Source organism: Thermoanaerobacterium xylanolyticum LX-11 (assembly GCF_000189775.2).
Taxonomy (GTDB): Bacteria; Bacillota; Thermoanaerobacteria; order Thermoanaerobacterales; family Thermoanaerobacteraceae; genus Thermoanaerobacterium; species Thermoanaerobacterium thermosulfurigenes.
The window spans coordinates 736249-756103 of record NC_015555.1; the positions used below are offsets into that span (position 1 = coordinate 736249).

The following is a 19855-nucleotide window of genomic DNA, read 5'->3' on the forward strand; positions in this document are numbered from 1 at the left end:
TTTAGCATGGTAGCACGGTAGGATTTTTGTTGTTGCCATGCAAGGGGAGGAGTTTTTATGAAAAGGTCTATCTTTGTTTTGGCAGCTTTTTTTATAATATCTTTTGCTATATCTGGATGCCAAAGCAAGACAACATCCACTGGTAGCACGGGAAAAATGATAACAATCGGTATCACACAGATAGTTGAACATCCAGCGCTTGATAGCGCAAGAGAAGGGTTTATAAAAGCTTTGAAAGACAATGGCTATGAAGAAGGGAAGAATGTCACCTATATCAAGGAAAACGCTCAAGGTGATATGTCGACGGCTGAAACAATAGCCAAAAAGTTCGTTGATAAAAATGTCGATTTAATTTTTTCCATAGCAACGCCTACTACACAGGCAGTTAAAAAAGCCACTTCTACTATTCCAATCGTGTTTACTGCTGTTACAGATCCTGTCGCTGCTGGGCTTGTAAAATCGTTGGATAATCCTGGCGGAAATGTGACAGGTACTTCCGATATGGAGCCTATAAATGATCAGTTAAAGTTGATAAAGGACTTGGTTCCAAATGCTAAAAGAATAGGGATAATATACAATGCAGGTGAAGTCAATTCTACAGTTCAGGTGAAGATTGCGAAAGACGATGCAGCAAAATTAGGCTTTAGCGTAAAAGAAGCTACTGTATCAAATAGCAGCGAAGTCAGCCAAGCGGCACAATCTTTAGTAGGGAAAGTTGATGCCATATGGCTTCCGACAGACAATACTGTTGCTTCTTCTGTTGCGGCTATAATAAAGGTCACCAATTCAGCGAAGATACCTGTAATAGCTGCAGAGAAAGGAATGGTTGAAGGCGGTTCATTGGCTACACTTGGCATAAGCTACAGCGATTTAGGCTATCAGGCAGGTTTGATGGCTATTAAGATTTTAAAAGGTGAAAAGCCTGCCAATATAAAAGTGGAAACTGCTAAGAATCTGCAGCTTATACTAAACCAAAAAGAAGCAGATGCAATTGGTTTTAAAATACCAGATTCTATCATGAAGAAAGCACAAGAGGTCATCAAATAAATAGATATAATTGGGGGTCTATACAATGTCTTTTGCCATTTCTACATTAGAGCAGGGGCTTGTCTACGGCATAATGGCACTTGGTGTCTATATATCTTTTAAGATAATAAATTTTGCTGATTTGACTGTAGAGGGCAGCTTCACTTTAGGGGCTGCCGTCACAGCAAAACTCATAACAAGTGGTGCAAACCCTGTTTTTTCTATTTTTATTTCCATCATTGCTGGGGGATTAGCCGGCTTAATCACTGGATTTTTGAATACGAAGCTAAAAATCACGGAGTTATTAGCAGGTATACTTACGATGACTGCTCTTTACTCTATAAACTTGCGCATAATGGGAAAGTCAAACATACCTATGCTTAGCAATAGATCTATATTTGACTACTTTGATTTTGCAGGAAGCTATAAAAACATACTATTTTTTGGACTTATTGTCGTTTTTATGTTGCTTTTGACAAATTATTTTTTGCAGACGCGGACGGGATTTGCGCTGAGAGCCACAGGAAACAACCAGCAAATGGTTCGCAGCATGGGAATAAACACAAATGCTACGATTACGTTGGGACTTGTAATATCAAATGCTTATATTGCTTTGGCAGGATCGTTAGTGTCGCAGTATCAAGGCTTTGCCGATGCTGGCATGGGCATTGGAACACTTGTTGCAGGACTTGCTTCTGTCATTATCGGTGAAGTGTTGATAAGAGAGAGAAATATATTGTGGGCAGTGATTTCTGCCGTCGTAGGATCGATAGTCTACAGAAGTGCAATAGCAATAGCTCTTACAATAGGATTTAATCCGACGGATCTAAAACTTTTGACTGCTATCTTAGTAGTTGTGGCATTGTCGTTGCCTGGATTAAAGAAAATTGTTTTAAGCTCTAACTGAAAAGGGGGATTTACTATGTTAAAGCTTATAGATGTGGATAAATATTTCTATAAAAATACCCCTAATGAGATTCAGGTATTCAATAAATTGAATCTCGAAGTAGATGACGGTGATTTTATAACGATTGTGGGCAGCAATGGCGCAGGCAAATCTACGCTTCTCAATCTGATAGCTGGAGCGTATCCTGTTGACAGTGGTTCTGTCGTCATCGATGATTTGGATGTGACATCGTATCCTGAATATAAAAGGTCCAGATATATAGGCAGGGTATTTCAAAACCCTCTTTTAGGAACAGCTCCATCTATGACGATTGATGAAAATTTATCAATTGCTTATTCAAAAGGTACTGGACTAAACCTTAAAAAGGGTCTTAACAAGAAAAATAGAGAATTTTTTAAGGAAAAGCTGGCGGAATTAGGATTAGGACTTGAAAACAGATTGAAGACAAAAGTTGGGCTTTTATCTGGAGGACAGAGGCAAGCATTGACGCTTCTTATGGCTACATTTGCAAAGCCTAAACTGCTTTTGTTGGATGAGCATACTGCTGCGTTAGATCCAAGGACTGCCAATATAATAAATGAAATTACAAATAAGATCATTTACGAGAACAGGTTGACTACGCTTATGGTCACTCACAATCTGGAGCATGCTTTAGAATTTGGAAATAGGATAATAATGATGCATCAAGGACGTATCGTGCTTGATTTGAAGGAAGAAAAGAAAAATCTTACTGTAGATAAGCTTTTAAAGATGTTTAATGAGGTCAATGGTGCAGAATTTGTGGACGATAGGGTGATGTTGGCATAGGATTTACTCACACCCGTTTCTTGTTTTGAATATAATGAGATTAAAAGGATTCAACGAGAAATGAGGTGTTTTAATGCAAAATGAAGATATTAAAAGTTTTAATGCGATGGATGAAGAAAAATTGGAAAAATTGATGGATGCGATATCGCCGATTTTAGAGGAGATGGAGACAGATACACAGCCTATTTATATAGCAAAGTTCATACTTTTTGTTTTTTTACTTATCTTGATTAACGATACAAAATTTTCTGCCATTGCACTGAATGCACTTTTGGCTGCTTCGGATATTATTTCATTTTTCCCAGCCATATACAATATCTATGCTGCCGAACCAATTTCACTCGAAGCACCAAATGAAAACAGCAAACTGCCTAAGCTTGTATTTCCTCCACCAACAGGCATAACTAAAGATACATTTTTTGGCTTTACACTGCTTTCTATTTTTACGCTATTAGGTTTTTCCAATCTTCAGTATCTGTATGCGATTTATGCGGCACTGACGTATACATTCATACCGGGTGCTACGGCTAACCTGATAATAGGCTTGCCGACGCCGATTCCAGCTAATGAAAATGACGTAAAAAAAGATTAAAGTATGAGGCAATACCTCATACTTTTTTTAATGCCATTTCTATATTTATCATTCCATATCCTTGTGAATAATACCTGTAGTGGTCAACATTTGTTGTAGTCGACTTTAAAATATTTTTTACTTGGTAATTTGTCAATGATGGGTTTTTCTCCAAAAGAAGTGCGGCAGCACCTGCTACAATTGGTGTTGCCATTGATGTGCCAGACGCTGTTCTGTACGATTTGTTGAGAAGGATGTTGTCGTCAGTCCCTAAAGGCACATTCCCTGATGCAGTTGATACGATCTTTACACCGGGTGCTACTACGTCAGGTTTCGGCAAGAATGCAGATCCTCTTCCTGAAAAATTAGCAATTTCATCGTCTGAAGTGTCAACGGTTCTTTTGTCATCAACTGCACCAACTGTTATAACATTCATGCTGTTTCCTGGCGATGTGACGGAATTTATAGATGGTCCTGAATTACCGGCTGCTACTACAACAACTAAGCCACTTCTCCAGAGTTTATCCACTCCTTTGACAAGTGGGTCTAAAAAAGGCGGCAATGATGGCGTTTCACCGATGGAAAGCGATACGATTCTTATATTGTATTTATCTCTGTTGTCAAGTATCCACTGCATACCTGTCAATATATCTGATGTTGAGCCGCTGCCTCTGGAATCCAAAACTTTTATTGATACTATATTTGCTTCAGGCGCTACACCTTTGTACTTTCCATCTGATAAATAACCACTGGATGCGGCATCACCTGCTACATGTGTGCCATGGCCGTTGTCATCGTATGGACTTTTTTTCCCGTTTACAATGTCGTGGAATGCAATTATCCTGTTTTTTGGCTTGGTAAAGTCTGGGTGAGGGTAAATTCCCGTGTCTAAAAAAGCGATTGTGACGCCTTTACCAGTGTATCCATGATCATTTGCCTCTCTTGATTTGATTTCTTGTGTGGCAATGTTAAGCTGTGTTTTTACAGTTGAATCTTCGGCTATAAATTTGATACCTTTATTTTTTGCGATACTGTTTAGCTTGTTGCAAGGTATGTTTACAGCCCAACCGTTAATAATAGGCAGTTCGTACTTTATCGTTCCTCCAATTGATTCTATCTTCTTTTTAAGCGCATCGTACGGCAAGTTGGAATACACAATAGCGCTAACACACTCACTTCTATATGTGGAAGCTTTTCGTAGTAGCCTTGAGTCTATTTTGCTTTTGGGATAAAGGCTTTGAATAACACTTGACAAAATTAGAGCAGAAATTATATCCATAAATTGAATCCCCCTTTCTTATATCAGAATATGTTTAAGGCAAATTTTTGTTAGTTTTAAAAATAGAAGTGTCACAAATATTGGCGATGTCATATTATGTATTAGGTCAAAAAGACCTGACATAAATCTTGCGAAAGGGGGATATTTATATGCCCACAGAGAAAGGTGCATCATGGATAGGCGGTGGATGGTTCTGGATTATAATTATAATACTTCTTATCTTCTTGTTTGTACCCGGCTTCATAGTTGAAGAGCCTAAAGCTTGATTAAATTTTAAATTTTTAAAAGGAGGATTATTATGGCAGGAACAAGTTCAGTATTTGGCGAAAGCAATTTGCTGTTCTTCTTCTTAATTCTCGTTGTCCTTATGGGCGGCGGATGGTTTGGCGGAGCATGGTCAATGGAAACATTGCTGTTCTTCTTCGTACTATTAGTCATAATCATGGACGGTGGAATGGGATTATTCTTGAATCAAGTCAAATAAAGTAAATGGTCCTATCTTGCGGTAGGACCATTTGTTTTACATAAAAGACGAAATCAATATCAATAATTAAAAATAAGAATATAATGAATTAAAGTAAATTAAATGGAGCTGATCTTATGAATATATCTGGAAATACGCTTCTATTCTTTTTTGTCATATTGACTGTTGTAATGGATGTAAAGTTTGAATTCGAAGATTTGCTGTTTTTCTTTCTTCTGTTAGTTGTCTTGCAGCAAGACAAACCGCGGAAAAAGGCAAGGCGCTTTTTGTGGTCATTGGCCACCATGAATTTCAGTAACAATATTTAACACATCACGTATAATGTATTAGGTCCTTGAGGCCAAAAAATAAAGGAGGTTTTTAGTATGCCTGAAGGAAAAGGAGCAGCATGGGGCGGCGGATGGATCTGGATCATAATCATAATACTAATAATTTTCCTCTTTGTACCTGGAATATTTGTGGTCGATAAATAATGTAAAGGGGGTTTTCATATGCCTGAAGGAAAAGGAGCAGCATGGGACGGTGGATGGATTTGGATCATAATAGTGATTCTTATAATCTTCTTGTTTGTCCCAGGTATTTTTGTGGTGGATAAGAAATAAAAGCATGGGGCAGGTGATAATAAACCTGCCCTATACATATATTATTTAAGAAGTATTTATGGAAATGGGGGATTTGCCGTGGATAAAGAAAAATTACTAAAGGTATTGATAATTGAACTTTTTATAATATTTTTTATAAGGTTTCAAATTTTTGATGGCTTAAGCATTGAAGGAGAAAGGCAGCTTTTAAAGAAAAAAGAAGGCGAGGAAATTGTGGAGCATGATAAAGATGATAAAACAGAAAGTAAAAAGAACGACGAGAAGAAAAGCGATTTGGATATATTTGAGATAATAGAGAAAAGCAAAAACTTTATGGGGAGCGTAAAACCGTATCTACACAGGAAAGAACAGTACTACATAGATATATTCACAAAAATTGCCGAGATACTTGAATGCCACAAACAGTTGATGGAATTTAATCAAGAAGCTGAAATGCAAGAAGATGACTTTGATCAGATTGGGATGTTAAAAGCGGTAAAACCGTACATGAAAGAAGATAAGCAGATGATCATAGACAAATTTATAAAGCTTCATGAAGGGATACAAAACCTAAACGAAAAAATGAAAAAATACGAAGTGGAAGGAGATAAAAATAACATCATAGATAAAATTCTGGATATTTTTGAAGCGATAAAACCTGTTATTCCAGATGATAAAAAGGATATGGCAGAAAAAATCATAAAAAACATAAAGCTTGTAGAAGCTTTGAACAATGCTGAAAGCATTATGAATTCAAAAAATAGTGAATCAAGGCACGAGAAGGTAGAAGAAAGCGATAGAAGCGATGTGAAGAATAATTTGTTTGACAGATCTGAAGAAAATAAAAAGACAGAAGAAGTTAAAGATGCAGAAGACGCTGTAAATGATGAAATGGTGGAAGGTGTAAAAAGCAATGATGTGGAAAGGGAAATAAAGAAGGACGATGTACCGAAAAATCTTGGACTTACAGATCAGCAGTCGGAAGTGGTAAACGGTCTTAAATCAATGCTTACGAAAGAACAGCAGCAGTTTATGTACAACATGATAAATTATTTAAAACAACAAAGTTCAAATGGCAATGTAAATAATGTTGCAGGTGACTAAAGCCTGCATTTTTTTGCGTAAATTTAATATTAATCGTATAATTAGAAGATAAATGGGAAAAATCTATAATAATCGTCTAAAACGGCAAAAATTAGAGAAATTTGGAGTTTGCCATGAACTTGTAATTAAACTAATATAAAAAGTGTGATGATTAGCACTCGCCATGAATGAGTGCTAACAAAATTCGAGGAGGGATATTATGAGATTAAAACCACTTGGTGACAGAGTTGTAGTAAAGGTTACTGAAGCCGAAGAGGTAACAAAAGGCGGCATTGTATTGCCTGGCACTGCAAAAGAAAAACCTCAACAAGGTGAAGTACTTGCTGTCGGCTCTGGTGAATACATAGATGGGAAAAGAGTCGAGCTGGAAGTGAAAGTTGGAGACAAAGTAATATTCTCAAAGTACGCTGGCACAGAAGTAAAACTTGATGGAGAAGAATATCTTCTCTTAAGGCAGAGCGATATATTAGCTGTAGTAGAATAAGGAGGTAGAAGAAATGGCAAAGAAAATTTTGTACGGTGAAGATGCAAGAAAGGCTTTGGAAAGAGGCGTAAATGCTGTTGCCAACACAGTTAAAGTAACATTAGGACCAAGAGGCCGTAATGTTGTTTTAGATAAAAAATATGGTTCACCAACAATTACAAACGATGGTGTTACAATCGCAAGGGAAATTGAATTAGAAGATCCTTTTGAAAATCAAGGCGCACAGCTTTTAAAGGAAGTTGCAACAAAGACAAATGATGTAGCTGGCGATGGTACGACAACAGCTACTGTATTAGCACAAGCCATGGTATTGGAAGGTTTAAGGAATTTAGCTGCTGGCGCAAACCCAATGCTTTTAAGACGCGGCATGGCAAAAGCTGTCGATGCTGCTGTTGAAGGATTAAAAAATATATCAAAGCCAGTAGAAGGAAAAGATTCTATAGCACATGTTGCATCAATTTCAGCGGCTGACGAGGAGATCGGTAACTTAATAGCTGAAGCAATGGATAAGGTCGGCAAAGATGGCGTAATAACAGTAGAAGAATCAAAGTCAATGAATACGACTATTGAAATAGTAGAAGGAATGCAGTTTGACAGAGGCTATATTTCACAGTACATGGTAACTGATACAGATAAGATGGAAGCAGTTTTGGATGATCCTTTAATACTTATTACAGACAAGAAGTTATCAAATATCCAAGACTTATTGCCACTTCTGGAACAAGTAGTACAACAAGGAAGGAAGCTTTTGATAATTGCAGATGATGTTGAAGGTGAAGCACTTGCAACATTAGTAGTAAATAAATTAAGAGGCACATTTACATGCGTTGCAGTAAAAGCTCCAGGATTTGGCGACAGAAGAAAAGAAATGCTTCAAGACATAGCTATCTTGACAGGTGGTCAAGTAATTTCTGAGGAAGTGGGCCTTGATCTTAAAGAAGCTAAAATAGACATGCTTGGTCGTGCAAGACAAGTAAAAGTAACAAAAGAAAACACTACAATAGTTGACGGCGCAGGAAATGCTGCAGACATAAAGAACAGAATAAATCAGATAAAAGTTCAAATCGAAGAGACGACATCTGATTACGATAGAGAAAAACTGCAAGAAAGATTGGCTAAGCTTTCTGGCGGTGTCGCAGTAATTCAAGCCGGTGCTGCTACAGAGACAGAGCTTAAAGAAAAGAAACACAGGATAGAAGACGCGCTTTCAGCTACGAGAGCTGCTGTTGAAGAAGGTATAGTTCCTGGTGGTGGTACAGCACTGTTAGATGTTATACCAGAAGTACAAAAAGTTGTCGATTCTTTAGAAGGTGACTTCAGAACAGGTGCTCAGATCGTACTTAGAGCATTAGAAGAACCAGTAAGGCAGATAGCAAGAAATGCTGGTGTAGACGGTTCAGTGATCATTGAGAAGATAAAAGAATCAAAAGACCCTGCTTTTGGTTATGATGCATACAAAGAAGAATTTGTAGACATGTTAAAAGCAGGTATAGTTGACCCAACAAAGGTTACGAGGTCAGCACTCCAAAATGCTGCATCTGTTGCGTCTATGATACTTACAACAGAAGCTGTTGTGGCAGACATACCAGAAAAGAATCCACCAGCTCCAGCACCAGGAGCAGGCATGGATATGATGTAAGAAAAATAACCGGGGATGCCCGGTTATTTTTTTTGTACTGTTGACATGGACATCTAAATTTGTTATATTGTTTAGTAATTTAATAATAAAATCTTATCCGCATATAATCTGGTGAATAGGCACTGGAGTATCTACAAAGAGCCGTAACTCTTTACTATGGGGAGTTATTGTTGTACTCTTTTTTGCCTGAACGAAATTCTCTGTTCGGGCATTTTTATTATTAAACTCAGGCATAATAAATTTTAAAGGAAGGGGATAAAAATGGCTGATAAATTCGTTAAAGAAGGACTGACATTTGATGATGTACTGCTTATACCGGCAAAATCTGATGTGCTGCCAAAGGAGGTCGACACTAAAACACGCCTTACAAATAGTATAATGTTGAATATACCATTGATTAGCGCAGGAATGGATACAGTGACAGAGTCTTCTCTAGCTATTGCCATAGCAAGAGAAGGAGGAATTGGCATAATACATAAAAATATGCCTATAGAAAGACAGGCTTTAGAAGTAGACAGAGTTAAAAGGTCGGAACACGGTGTTATCACAAATCCTTTCTATTTGACACCAGATCACAAGATACAAGATGCTGTAGAACTTATGGAGAGATATAGAATATCGGGAGTGCCTATAACAGTTGGCAGCAAACTTATGGGAATAATTACCAACAGAGACATAAGATTTGAAAGCAATTTAGACAGGCCGATTAAAGAGGTCATGACAAAAGAGAATTTAGTCACTGCACCTGTTGGGACTACTATAGATGAGGCTCGGGAAATACTTAAAAAGCATAAGATAGAGAAGTTGCCGCTTGTGGATGAAGACAACAATTTAAAAGGATTGATTACCATTAAAGATATTGAAAAGGCCGTAGAATATCCTAATTCTGCAAAAGATTCAAGAGGAAGATTGCTTGTTGGTGCTGCTGTAGGTGTTTCTGCAGACGTCATGGAAAGAGTAAAAGCATTGGTGGATGCAAATGTGGATGTTGTGGTTGTTGATACGGCTCATGGACATTCTGTCGGTGTCTTAAATACGGTAGAAAAGATAAAGAATAGATTTCCTGATCTGCAGATCATTGCTGGAAATGTGGCGACTGCAGAGGCTACAAGAGACTTAATAGAAAGAGGTGCTGATTGCGTTAAGGTTGGCATTGGACCTGGTTCGATTTGCACAACGAGAGTCGTAGCAGGCATTGGAGTTCCTCAGATTACAGCAATTTATGATTGTGCGGAAGAAGCCGATAAATATGGTATACCTGTAATCGCAGATGGTGGCATAAAGTACAGTGGAGACATTGTCAAAGCGATTGCTGCTGGTGCATCTACGGTAATGATTGGAAGTCTTTTTGCAGGGACTGAGGAAAGTCCTGGTGAAGTAGAAATATACCAAGGAAGAAGCTACAAAGTATATAGAGGAATGGGCTCAATATCAGCAATGAAAAGCGGAAGTTCTGATCGGTATTTCCAGGAAGGTATGAAAAAGCTTGTTCCCGAAGGTGTAGAAGGCAGAGTGCCGTACAAGGGACCTTTGAAGGATACTGTTTACCAGATGATTGGAGGTTTAAGGGCTGGAATGGGCTACTGCGGTGTCCACAACATTGAGGAGCTCAGGACGAAGACGAAATTTATAAAAATAACGAATGCAGGATTAACTGAAAGCCATCCACATGATATAATTATTACGAAGGAAGCTCCAAATTATAGTATTAAATAAAGGAGGATTTTGATGGGTATTAATAGAGAAGTTATATTGATACTTGATTTTGGCGGCCAATACACGCAGCTTATTGCAAGGAGAATAAGGGAAGCAAATGTGTTTTGCGAAATTGTTCCGTACAATATAAAGCCAGAAGAAATTGAGAAAAGACAGCCTAAGGGTTTGGTCTTATCAGGAGGACCTGCCAGCGTTTATACAGAAAATGCACCAATGTGCGATGAAGGCATATTTAAGCTTAACTATCCTATTCTTGGCATTTGTTACGGTGCACAGCTTATGACGATGATCCAAGGTGGTAAAGTTGCGGAAGCACCTGTAAGAGAGTATGGCAAAACAGACGTTGTGATAAACAACAATATTCCTCTGTTTAAAGGAATTGAAAAAGATACAAGCTGTTGGATGAGCCATACGGATCAAATAGAACTTCCACCTAAAAATTTTAAAGTCGTTGCATCGACAGCAAATTGCCCTATTGCAGCAATCGCCAACGTAGAAGGAAAGCAGTATGCCGTACAATTCCATCCAGAGGTAATACACACTCCAAGAGGTACTGAGATAATCAGGAATTTCTTGTTTGAAATATGCGATTGCTCTGCAGATTGGACAATGGATTCACTCATTGAGCAGACTGTAAAAGAAATAAGGCAAAAGGTCGGAAATGACAAGGTTGTCTGTGCTCTAAGTGGTGGTGTTGATTCATCTGTTGCTGCAGTTTTGGTAAATAGAGCAATACACGACCAGCTAATATGTATTTTTGTAGATAATGGTCTTCTAAGGAAAAACGAAGCTGAAAAAGTAGTCGACACTTTTAAAAACAATTTTGATATGGAGATAATAAAAGTAGATGCAAAGGACAGATTTTTAGAGAGGTTAAAAGGAGTTAAGGATCCTGAAGAAAAGAGAAAGATAATAGGAAATGAGTTTATAGAGGTATTTAAAGAAGAAGCAAAAAAAATCGGCGATGTGAAATATTTAGTGCAAGGCACTCTTTATCCTGATGTCATCGAAAGCGGAAGCCCTGTCGCGTCAACGATAAAAAGCCACCACAATGTAGGTGGATTACCTCAAGATGTAGGATTTGAGCTTATTGAACCATTGAGGATGCTTTTTAAAGATGAGGTAAGACAGGTTGGCAGAGAATTGGGTATGCCTGATGAGATTTTAAATAGGCAGCCTTTCCCGGGGCCAGGTCTGGCAGTCAGGATACTTGGGGAAGTAACAGAAGAAAAATTAAACATATTGAGAGAAGCTGACAGCATCGTGCTAAGAGAGATGAAAAAATACGGCTGGTACAACAATGTATGGCAGTCATTTGCTGTGTTGCCAGACATAAAAAGCGTCGGAATCATGGGAGATGACAGGACGTATGCATACCCAATAATCTTAAGGATTGTAGAAAGCAACGATGGAATGACGGCAGACTGGGTGAAGATGCCATACGATATTCTGGAGGACATATCTACAAGCATTGTAAATGAAGTTTATGGTGTAAATAGAGTCTTGTATGACATCACATCGAAACCACCGGCTACAATCGAGTGGGAGTAACACGAACATTTTTTAAAAATATCAAAAAAATATTCGTAAAATTATTGACTTGAATTGAAAAACTTGATATTATAATTGTGTCAGGACAAGTAAATAATAGCTCATATAATTCTGAGAATACGGCTCAGAAGTCTCTACCAGACAACCGTAAATTGTCTGACTATGAGTGAAAGTGTACCTGAGGGTTCCAGTCTTATTTGTTCATGCTTTTGAAAGCTTAAAGGCGTTCGGACCGAGCGGTACAGGCATTGTATTGCCACACCTGTGGGATAAAAGCCCGGGAGGATAGGTTTCACTCTATGTGTTGGAATCTATCCTTTCGGGCTTATTTATTTTTAAAATTCGTTTTTATTTCAATCATAAGGAGGATTATAATGGTAAAAAACAACGAAAAGAGAGGCTTTCTTGACAATTTCTTCAAGCTAAAAGAAAATGGTACTTCGGTAAAGACAGAGGTCATTGCTGGTATTACAACTTTCATCACGATGGCTTACATCATCTTTGTAAATCCATCGATACTTATGCAGGCTGGCATGAATGCGAAAGGTCTTTTAGGCACTCAAGCAGTAAAAGCAGGTTTATCTATAGCAAATGACCCTGTAATAGGCGCGGTTTTTGTCGCTACTATATTATCGTCTGTAGCTGCTACTTTAGTCATGGGGTTGTTTGCAAATGTTCCATTTGCTCTATCAGCGGGAATGGGTATGAATGCCTTTTTTACATTTTATGTCGTATTGACATTGCACTATTCTTGGCAAGCTGCACTATCACTTGCACTTATAAGCGGTATAATAAACATCGTTATTACTGCTACTAAATTAAGGATACTTATAATAAAGGCTATACCGCAGTCATTGAGAAGTGCTATTGGTGCTGGTATTGGACTTTTCATTGCAATCATAGGTATGGAAAACGGCGGTATTGTAACGAAAAGCAGCGATACTCTTATAACTTTAGGAAATTTCAAGGATCCAGGTGTAATACTTACTGTAATCGGCATTGTAATAATTGCCATACTTATGAGCAGAGGCGTTAAAGGCGCTATACTGATAGGCATAATTGCCACGACGATTATAGGTATACCGATGGGAATAACGAACATTTCTAATCTTAAGACGATTGTACAGATGCCTCCAAGTTTGGCACCAACATTTATGAAGTTGGATTTTGCTGGACTATTAAAGCCTGGCACTGATGGAAATATCATTTCGATACTTACAGGCCTTATAACTGTCATACTGGCGTTTAGCTTAGCTGATATGTTTGATGCAATAGGCACATTGATTGGCACAGGTACAAAGACAGGGATTTTTAAAGAAGATGATTTTGAAAAATCAAATGGCGGTTTCAAGACGAAATTTGAAAGAGCTTTATTTGCAGATGCTATAGGCACAACATTAGGTTCTTTCTTGGGTACAAGCACTATAACTACTTATGTTGAAAGTGCGTCAGGCATAAGTGAGGGTGGTAAGACTGGTTTGACATCTACAGTCGTTGCAATTCTTTTCTTGGTGTCATTATTCTTTGCGCCAATAATAGGAATAGTGCCATCTCAAGCCACGGCACCTGCCCTCATCATCGTTGGGGCATTGATGATAGGCTCTGTGACAAAGGTGAACTTTGAAGATTTTAGTGAAGCATTTCCTGCCTTTATGACAATTGCTATCATGCCATTTACTTACAGCATATCGAACGGCATAGCTGCAGGATTTATATTCTATCCAATCACAAAGATAGTTGTTGGCAAGGCTAAAGAAGTTCATCCATTAATGTATATAATTGGATTTTTGTTCTTGTTAAGATTTGCATTCTTTATGGGATAAAGCAGATAAAATGCAGAAAGGAAGAAATTCCTTTCTGCATTTTGTAAATAAAACAAATATAGAGGAGGAGTCTAACGTTATGGCGAAAGTTGCAGTCGTCATGGGAAGCGATTCAGACTTTCCATTGATGAAGAAAGCATTAGATGTTTTTAAGCAGTTTGGAATTGACTATGATGTAAGGGTTATTTCAGCACATAGGACACCAGATGTGGCACATGACTTTGCAAAAAATGCAGCTTATAGAGGATACGAAGTCATAATAGCGGCAGCAGGAAAAGCAGCTCATTTAGCTGGTGTTATGGCATCTATGACGCCGCTTCCTGTCATTGGAGTTCCTGTAAAATCATCTACATTAGATGGCTTGGATTCGCTTTTATCTACTGTTCAAATGCCTCAGGGGATACCAGTTGCCACTGTTGCTATAGACGGAGCATACAATGCGGCATTGTTGGCAGTAGAGATACTTGGAGTAAAGTATCCTGAGATTATGGGAAAAGTCGTTGAGTACAAAAAGAATTTAGCAGAGGAAGTTATTGAGAAAGATAAAAAATTACAGGGGGAGATTTTATAATGGAAAAGCTAAACATGTTGTACGAAGGAAAAGCAAAAAAGGTCTATAAGACCACAGATGAAGATTATTACATTATTGAGTACAAAGATGATGCTACAGCATTTAACGGCATAAAAAAAGGTACTATTCAAAATAAAGGCGTGTTAAACAATGAAATATCTGCGATTTTGTTTGAGCTACTTGAAAAAGAAGGTATTCCAACACATTATGTAAAAAAACTTAATGACAGAGAAATGCTTGTTAAAAGCGCAAAAATCTATCCTATTGAAGTTTTAATAAGGAATTATGCGGCGGGAAGCATATCAAAGAGATTAGGAATAGAAGAAGGAACAAAACTTAAAAGGACGGTTTTAGAATTCTGCTACAAGAACGATGAACTTGGAGATCCTTTCATAAATGAATACCACATAGAAGCGATGGAATTAGCTACAAAGGAAGAAGTGGAAACTATAAAAGAATATTCTTTTAAGATCAATGATATACTTTCGAAATTTTTCACATCAAAAAACATCATTTTAGTAGATTTTAAATTGGAATTTGGCAAATCTAAAGATGGCATAGTTTTGGCTGATGAGATTTCACCGGATACGTGCAGATTTTGGGACAGTGTAACGAAGGAAAAACTGGATAAAGACAGGTTTAGAAGAGATCTCGGAAATGTAGAAGGAGCTTATGTGGAAGTATTGAATCGACTTGAAAAACAGTGAGGTAAAATTATGATTGAAACTGTAAAGTTAAAAGAAGAATGTGGAGTATTTGGAGCATTTAGCTTAAATAGCCCAATACATCACCATATATACTATGGACTTCAAGCACTGCAACATCGTGGTCAGGAGAGCGCAGGTATTGCTGTGCTAAAAGGCTCATATGTAAACTGCATAAAAGGCATGGGGCTTTTATTAGAGGTATTTTCTAAAGAAAACATAGATGACCTTGAAGGAAATGTTGGGATAGGTCATGTAAGATATTCGACTACTGGAAACAGCGATGCCTGCAATGCACAGCCATTTGTTGCGAATTTTAGCAGCGGATATATGGCTTTGGCCCATAACGGCAATTTGATAAACGCATTAGAGCTTAGAAAAGAGCTGGAAGAGGAAGGTAGGATTCTTCAGACTACATCTGACAGTGAGATAATACTTCATTTGATTGCTAAGTATTATCGCAACGGGCTTGTAGAATCTATTGTAAAAACGATAGAAAAGATTAAAGGCTCGTACGCATTGGTCATATTGATGGAAGACAAGCTAATTGGAATAAGAGATAAAAATGGCATTAGACCACTTTGCATAGGCGTAAAGGATGGCAATTACTATCTATCATCTGAATCATGTGCACTGGATGTGATTGGAGCAGAGCTTATCAGAGATGTAGAGCCTGGAGAGATAGTGATAATAGATAAAAGTGGTTTAAACTCTGTGAAAGTCGACACCTTTGAAAAAAAGATGCCATGTGTTTTTGAGTATATATACTTTTCAAGGCCTGACAGCGTCTTAGAAGGAGTCAGTGTTTATAAGGCAAGGTATGAGATGGGAAAGAGATTAGCCATTGAAAGCAGTGTAGATGCTGATTTGGTGGTACCTGTCCCTGATTCTGGAGTACCGGCTTCACGAGGATACTCTTTTCAATCAGGTATTCCAATAGGAGAGGGTCTTATCAAAAACAAGTATATAGGGCGAACCTTTATCTGTCCAAAACAGAAAGACAGAGAAATCGGTGTACGAGTCAAATTAAATGTCTTAAAAGAGCTGGTAAGGGATAAGAGAATCATATTGATTGACGATTCTATTGTACGAGGCACTACTATGAAAAGGCTTGTTTCCCTTTTAAAAAAAGGTGGTGCAAAAGAAGTGCACGTAAGGATAAGTTCTCCACCTGTTAAGTATTCATGTTATTTTGGAATAGATACTCCTACTAAGAAGGAACTGGTAGGTTCATACATGGAAGTGGAAGATATCAGGGATTACATTGGAGCAGATAGCTTAAGCTTTTTAAGCTTAGAAGGTCTAAGAGAAAGTGTGGCTTTAGAAAGCATCTGCGCAGCATGTTTTGATGGAAAGTATCCTATGGAAGTCCCAAAAGAAGGCAGCAAATACCTTTTCGAAAAAAAGTAAATTCAAGGAGGATGCCATGGACTACAAAGATGCTGGTGTAAATATTGATGAGGGAAACAAATTTGTAGAAATGATAAAACCTATTGCAAAAGCTACTATGAAAAGCGGCGTTTTAAATGGAATAGGCGGTTTTGGAGCTCTTTACCAATTGACAGATTATAAAAATCCTGTTTTGGTTTCAGGCACAGATGGCGTCGGGACAAAACTAAAGATTGCTTTTATGATGAAAAAGTACGATACTATAGGTATAGACTTAGTTGCCATGTGTGTAAATGATGTAATCGTCAGTGGTGCAAAACCTTTATTTTTCCTCGATTACTTTGCTACTGGGAAGTTACAAAGCGATGTAGGCATTGAAGTGATAAGAGGCATTGCAGCGGGATGCAGTGAAGCGGAATGTGCATTGATAGGAGGGGAAACGGCAGAGCTTCCAGGTATGTACAATGAAGGCGAATTTGACCTTGCTGGTTTTGCTGTAGGTGCTGTTGAGAAGGATGAGATAATTGATGGCAGAAATATTGAAGTTGGTGATGCAATAATAGGGCTTGCATCATCAGGGATACACTCAAATGGATATTCATTGGTGAGAAAAGTCTTGTTTGATTTAGGTAAAATGAGCACTGATGATTATGTAGAAGAATACGGGTTATCGTTAGGGGAGGTCATTTTAAAGCCTACCAGAATATATGTGAAGGCTTTTAAATCCTTAAAAGGCATAAGCATTAAAGGAATGGCTCACATAACAGGTGGAGGGTTTATAGACAATATACCGAGGACGCTTAAGGATGGTGTTTCTGCTAAATTAGACAAAAATTCATGGGATGTTCCGCATATATTCAAATTGATAAAAGACATCGGAAAAATTGACGACATGGAAATGTACAGGACGTTTAACATGGGGATTGGAATGATTATTATTGTCCCAAGTCATCAGTGCGATGATGCAATAAATCGCCTAAAAGCTGCAGGTGAGAAACCATTTATAATAGGAGAAATTGTAAATGGTAAAAAAGAGGTATTGCTATGAGATTATTAGTTATGGCGTCAGGAAATGGTACTGACTTTCAGTCTATCATAGATGGCATTAAAAGCGGATATATCAACGCTGAAATTGTAGCACTTATTAGCGACAAAGAAGGAGCATATGCTTTAAAAAGAGCAGAAATGAATAATATACCTGCTTACTGCATTCCAAAGAAGAAGCTAAAGGACAAATTTTATAAAGAGCTTGCCAATGTTGTCAATGAGATAAATCCAGATGGGATAATCTTGGCAGGTTTTATAACGATATTGAATGAGGAAATCGTAAATAAATATCACAATAGGATAATAAACATACATCCATCTTTAATACCATCGTTCTGCGGCAAAGGGTACTATGGAATAAATGTCCACAAGGCTGTCGTTGATTACGGTGTGAAATACACTGGCTGCACAGTGCATTTTGTTGATTCAGGAGCAGATACGGGGCCTATCATAATGCAAGATGTGGTAAAGGTTGAAGATGATGATACACCTGAGACAGTAGCATCTAAAGTTTTAAAGCTGGAGCACAAATTGTTGCCTTATGCTGTAAAGCTGTTTACTGAAGGAAGGCTTAAAGTTGAAGGAAGAAAGGTTTATATAAAAGAGGAGGTATGATGATGTCAAAGAGAGCATTGATAAGTGTATCTAAAAAAGATGGAATTGTAGACTTTGCAAAAAAGTTAGATGAAATGGGATATGAGATATTATCGACTGGCGGCACTTACAAGCTGTTAAAGGATATGGGCATAAACGCTTTAAAAGTCTCAGATGTTACAGGGTTTCCTGAGATCTTAGACGGCAGAGTCAAGACACTGCATCCTAAGATACATGGTGGACTTTTAGCTATAAGAGATGATGAAAACCACAGAAAACAGTTGGAGGAAAATGGGATAAAACCTATCGACATAGTAGCAGTAAATTTGTATCCTTTTAAGGAGACGATACTGAAAAATGATGTTACGCTGGAAGATGCAATAGAGAATATAGACATCGGCGGACCGTCCATGATTAGAGCTGCAGCGAAAAACTACAAATACGTGACAGTCTTAGTTGACCCTTATGACTACGACAAAGTCGTTGAAGAAATAAAAGAATACGGGAATACGAAGGAAGAAACAAGGTTCTATCTTGCTATGAAAGCATTTGGACATACTGCCTCATACGATTCACTTATATACAATTATCTTTTGGATAAAAATAGTGTAGAGTTTCCTGACACAATAACTTTTTCTTTTGAGAAATCGCAGGACATGAGATATGGCGAGAATCCGCATCAAAAAGCTGCATTTTACAAAAACTCATTAAAATCTTTTGGAATATCTGAATGCGTAAAGCTGCACGGAAAAGAGCTTTCTTTCAACAATATAAACGACGCAAATGCTGCGATTGAACTGTTAAAAGAATTTGATGAACCTGCTGCAGTGGCAGTAAAGCATACAAATCCATGTGGCGTTGCAGTTGCAGACAACATATATGATGCGTATAAAAAAGCCTATGAATGCGATCCGGTTTCAATATTTGGCGGTATTGTGGCGTTTAACCGCACATTAGATGCAAATACGGCTTTAGAGCTTTCAAAGATATTTTTAGAGATAATAATAGCTCCTGACTTTGAGGAAGAAGCGTTGGCAATTCTTGAGAAAAAGAAAAATGTCAGAATTCTCAAGCTTTTAGGTGGATACGTAAAAGAGTACGATTTGAAGAAGGTAGAAGGCGGAATATTAGTTCAGGAAAAAGATGAAGTTGACTTGTACGATGATAAACTGACTGTTGTCACAAAAAATGCTCCCACTGAAGGTGAGCTTAAGGATTTAAGGTTTGCTTGGAAAGTTGTAAAGCATGTGAAATCAAATGCCATCGTTTTGGCTAAAGACGGGATGACGGTTGGAATTGGAGCTGGACAGGTGAACCGCATTTGGCCGACAGAGCAGTCTATAAAACAAGCAGGTGAAAAGGCAAAGGGAAGTGTGCTGGCTTCAGATGCGTTTTTCCCATTCCCTGATGTTGTGGAAGAAGCAGCGAAAGCGGGTATTACATCTATTATCCAGCCTGGCGGATCTATAAATGATAATGCATCGATTGATGCGGCAGATAAAGCCGGGATTTCAATGATATTTACAGGCATAAGGCACTTTAAGCATTAAATAGAAGCCCCAATTGTTTGGAGGAGAG

General features: G+C 37.9%; 19 protein-coding genes and 2 riboswitches. Of the genes, 18 read left to right on the forward strand and 1 reads right to left on the reverse strand.

What is annotated here, in order from left to right:
* The first annotated feature begins 57 nt into the window (after positions 1 to 57).
* From THEXY_RS03590 to THEXY_RS03605, 4 genes are all read left to right on the forward strand, one after another.
* Positions 58 to 1047: an ABC transporter substrate-binding protein gene (locus tag THEXY_RS03590; protein WP_013787488.1), complete on the forward strand. Its 990-nt coding sequence runs from the start codon at positions 58 to 60 to the stop codon at positions 1045 to 1047.
* Between the two features lie 25 nt (positions 1048 to 1072).
* Entirely contained in the window at positions 1073 to 1933 is an 861-nt protein-coding gene (locus THEXY_RS03595) for an ABC transporter permease (protein ID WP_013787489.1), read from the forward strand.
* 15 nt (positions 1934 to 1948) lie between these two features.
* Complete coding sequence (locus THEXY_RS03600; RefSeq protein ID WP_013787490.1) at positions 1949 to 2740, forward strand: ABC transporter ATP-binding protein; 792 nt, start codon at positions 1949 to 1951, stop codon at positions 2738 to 2740.
* Between the two features lie 73 nt (positions 2741 to 2813).
* Entirely contained in the window at positions 2814 to 3332 is a 519-nt protein-coding gene (locus THEXY_RS03605; RefSeq protein WP_013787491.1) for a hypothetical protein, read from the forward strand.
* A gap of 16 nt (positions 3333 to 3348) precedes the next feature.
* Here the strand turns inward: THEXY_RS03605 and THEXY_RS03610 are convergent, their stop codons facing one another.
* Entirely contained in the window at positions 3349 to 4590 is a 1242-nt protein-coding gene (locus THEXY_RS03610) for a S8 family peptidase (RefSeq protein WP_013787492.1), read from the reverse strand.
* A 298-nt stretch (positions 4591 to 4888) separates the two neighbouring features.
* Here THEXY_RS03610 and THEXY_RS03615 point away from each other — a divergent pair, with 298 nt between their 5' ends.
* From THEXY_RS03615 to purH, 14 genes are all read left to right on the forward strand, one after another.
* The gene (locus tag THEXY_RS03615; protein ID WP_013787494.1) at positions 4889 to 5074 is read left to right on the forward strand and encodes a hypothetical protein; all 186 of its coding nucleotides are present in this window, start codon (positions 4889 to 4891) and stop codon (positions 5072 to 5074) included.
* 116 nt (positions 5075 to 5190) lie between these two features.
* On the forward strand, positions 5191 to 5382 hold the full coding sequence (locus THEXY_RS03620; protein ID WP_013787495.1) for a hypothetical protein: 192 nt from the start codon (positions 5191 to 5193) through the stop codon (positions 5380 to 5382).
* A gap of 372 nt (positions 5383 to 5754) precedes the next feature.
* Positions 5755 to 6759 carry a hypothetical protein gene (locus THEXY_RS03625; protein ID WP_013787498.1) on the forward strand — a complete coding sequence of 335 codons (1005 nt, stop codon included), beginning with the start codon at positions 5755 to 5757 and terminating at the stop codon, positions 6757 to 6759.
* Between the two features lie 199 nt (positions 6760 to 6958).
* Entirely contained in the window at positions 6959 to 7243 is a 285-nt protein-coding gene (gene groES, locus THEXY_RS03630; RefSeq protein WP_013787499.1) for a co-chaperone GroES, read from the forward strand.
* 13 nt (positions 7244 to 7256) lie between these two features.
* Entirely contained in the window at positions 7257 to 8882 is a 1626-nt protein-coding gene (groL, locus tag THEXY_RS03635; RefSeq protein ID WP_013787500.1) for a chaperonin GroEL, read from the forward strand.
* A 79-nt stretch (positions 8883 to 8961) separates the two neighbouring features.
* Positions 8962 to 9059, forward strand: a riboswitch (purine riboswitch).
* Between the two features lie 84 nt (positions 9060 to 9143).
* Positions 9144 to 10598, forward strand: coding sequence for an IMP dehydrogenase (gene guaB / locus THEXY_RS03640; protein ID WP_013787501.1), 1455 nt, complete (start codon positions 9144 to 9146; stop codon positions 10596 to 10598).
* A gap of 12 nt (positions 10599 to 10610) precedes the next feature.
* Positions 10611 to 12149 (forward strand): glutamine-hydrolyzing GMP synthase, encoded by a 1539-nt coding sequence (guaA, locus tag THEXY_RS03645; RefSeq protein WP_013787502.1) that lies wholly within the window; start codon positions 10611 to 10613, stop codon positions 12147 to 12149.
* 81 nt (positions 12150 to 12230) lie between these two features.
* Positions 12231 to 12332, forward strand: a riboswitch (purine riboswitch).
* A 191-nt stretch (positions 12333 to 12523) separates the two neighbouring features.
* The gene (locus tag THEXY_RS03650; protein WP_013787503.1) at positions 12524 to 13972 is read left to right on the forward strand and encodes an NCS2 family permease; all 1449 of its coding nucleotides are present in this window, start codon (positions 12524 to 12526) and stop codon (positions 13970 to 13972) included.
* Between the two features lie 79 nt (positions 13973 to 14051).
* On the forward strand, positions 14052 to 14543 hold the full coding sequence (gene purE / locus THEXY_RS03655; protein WP_013787504.1) for a 5-(carboxyamino)imidazole ribonucleotide mutase: 492 nt from the start codon (positions 14052 to 14054) through the stop codon (positions 14541 to 14543).
* Entirely contained in the window at positions 14543 to 15250 is a 708-nt protein-coding gene (gene purC / locus THEXY_RS03660; RefSeq protein ID WP_013787505.1) for a phosphoribosylaminoimidazolesuccinocarboxamide synthase, read from the forward strand. Before purE ends, purC begins: the two co-directional genes overlap by 1 nt.
* 9 nt (positions 15251 to 15259) lie before the next feature.
* Positions 15260 to 16657: an amidophosphoribosyltransferase gene (gene purF / locus THEXY_RS03665; protein ID WP_013787506.1), complete on the forward strand. Its 1398-nt coding sequence runs from the start codon at positions 15260 to 15262 to the stop codon at positions 16655 to 16657.
* A gap of 16 nt (positions 16658 to 16673) precedes the next feature.
* Positions 16674 to 17684 carry a phosphoribosylformylglycinamidine cyclo-ligase gene (purM, locus tag THEXY_RS03670; RefSeq protein ID WP_013787507.1) on the forward strand — a complete coding sequence of 337 codons (1011 nt, stop codon included), beginning with the start codon at positions 16674 to 16676 and terminating at the stop codon, positions 17682 to 17684.
* Positions 17681 to 18298 carry a phosphoribosylglycinamide formyltransferase gene (purN, locus tag THEXY_RS03675; RefSeq protein ID WP_013787508.1) on the forward strand — a complete coding sequence of 206 codons (618 nt, stop codon included), beginning with the start codon at positions 17681 to 17683 and terminating at the stop codon, positions 18296 to 18298. Before purM ends, purN begins: the two co-directional genes overlap by 4 nt.
* 2 nt (positions 18299 to 18300) lie before the next feature.
* Positions 18301 to 19827 (forward strand): bifunctional phosphoribosylaminoimidazolecarboxamide formyltransferase/IMP cyclohydrolase, encoded by a 1527-nt coding sequence (purH, locus tag THEXY_RS03680; RefSeq protein ID WP_013787509.1) that lies wholly within the window; start codon positions 18301 to 18303, stop codon positions 19825 to 19827.
* The last annotated feature ends 28 nt before the right edge of the window (positions 19828 to 19855 follow it).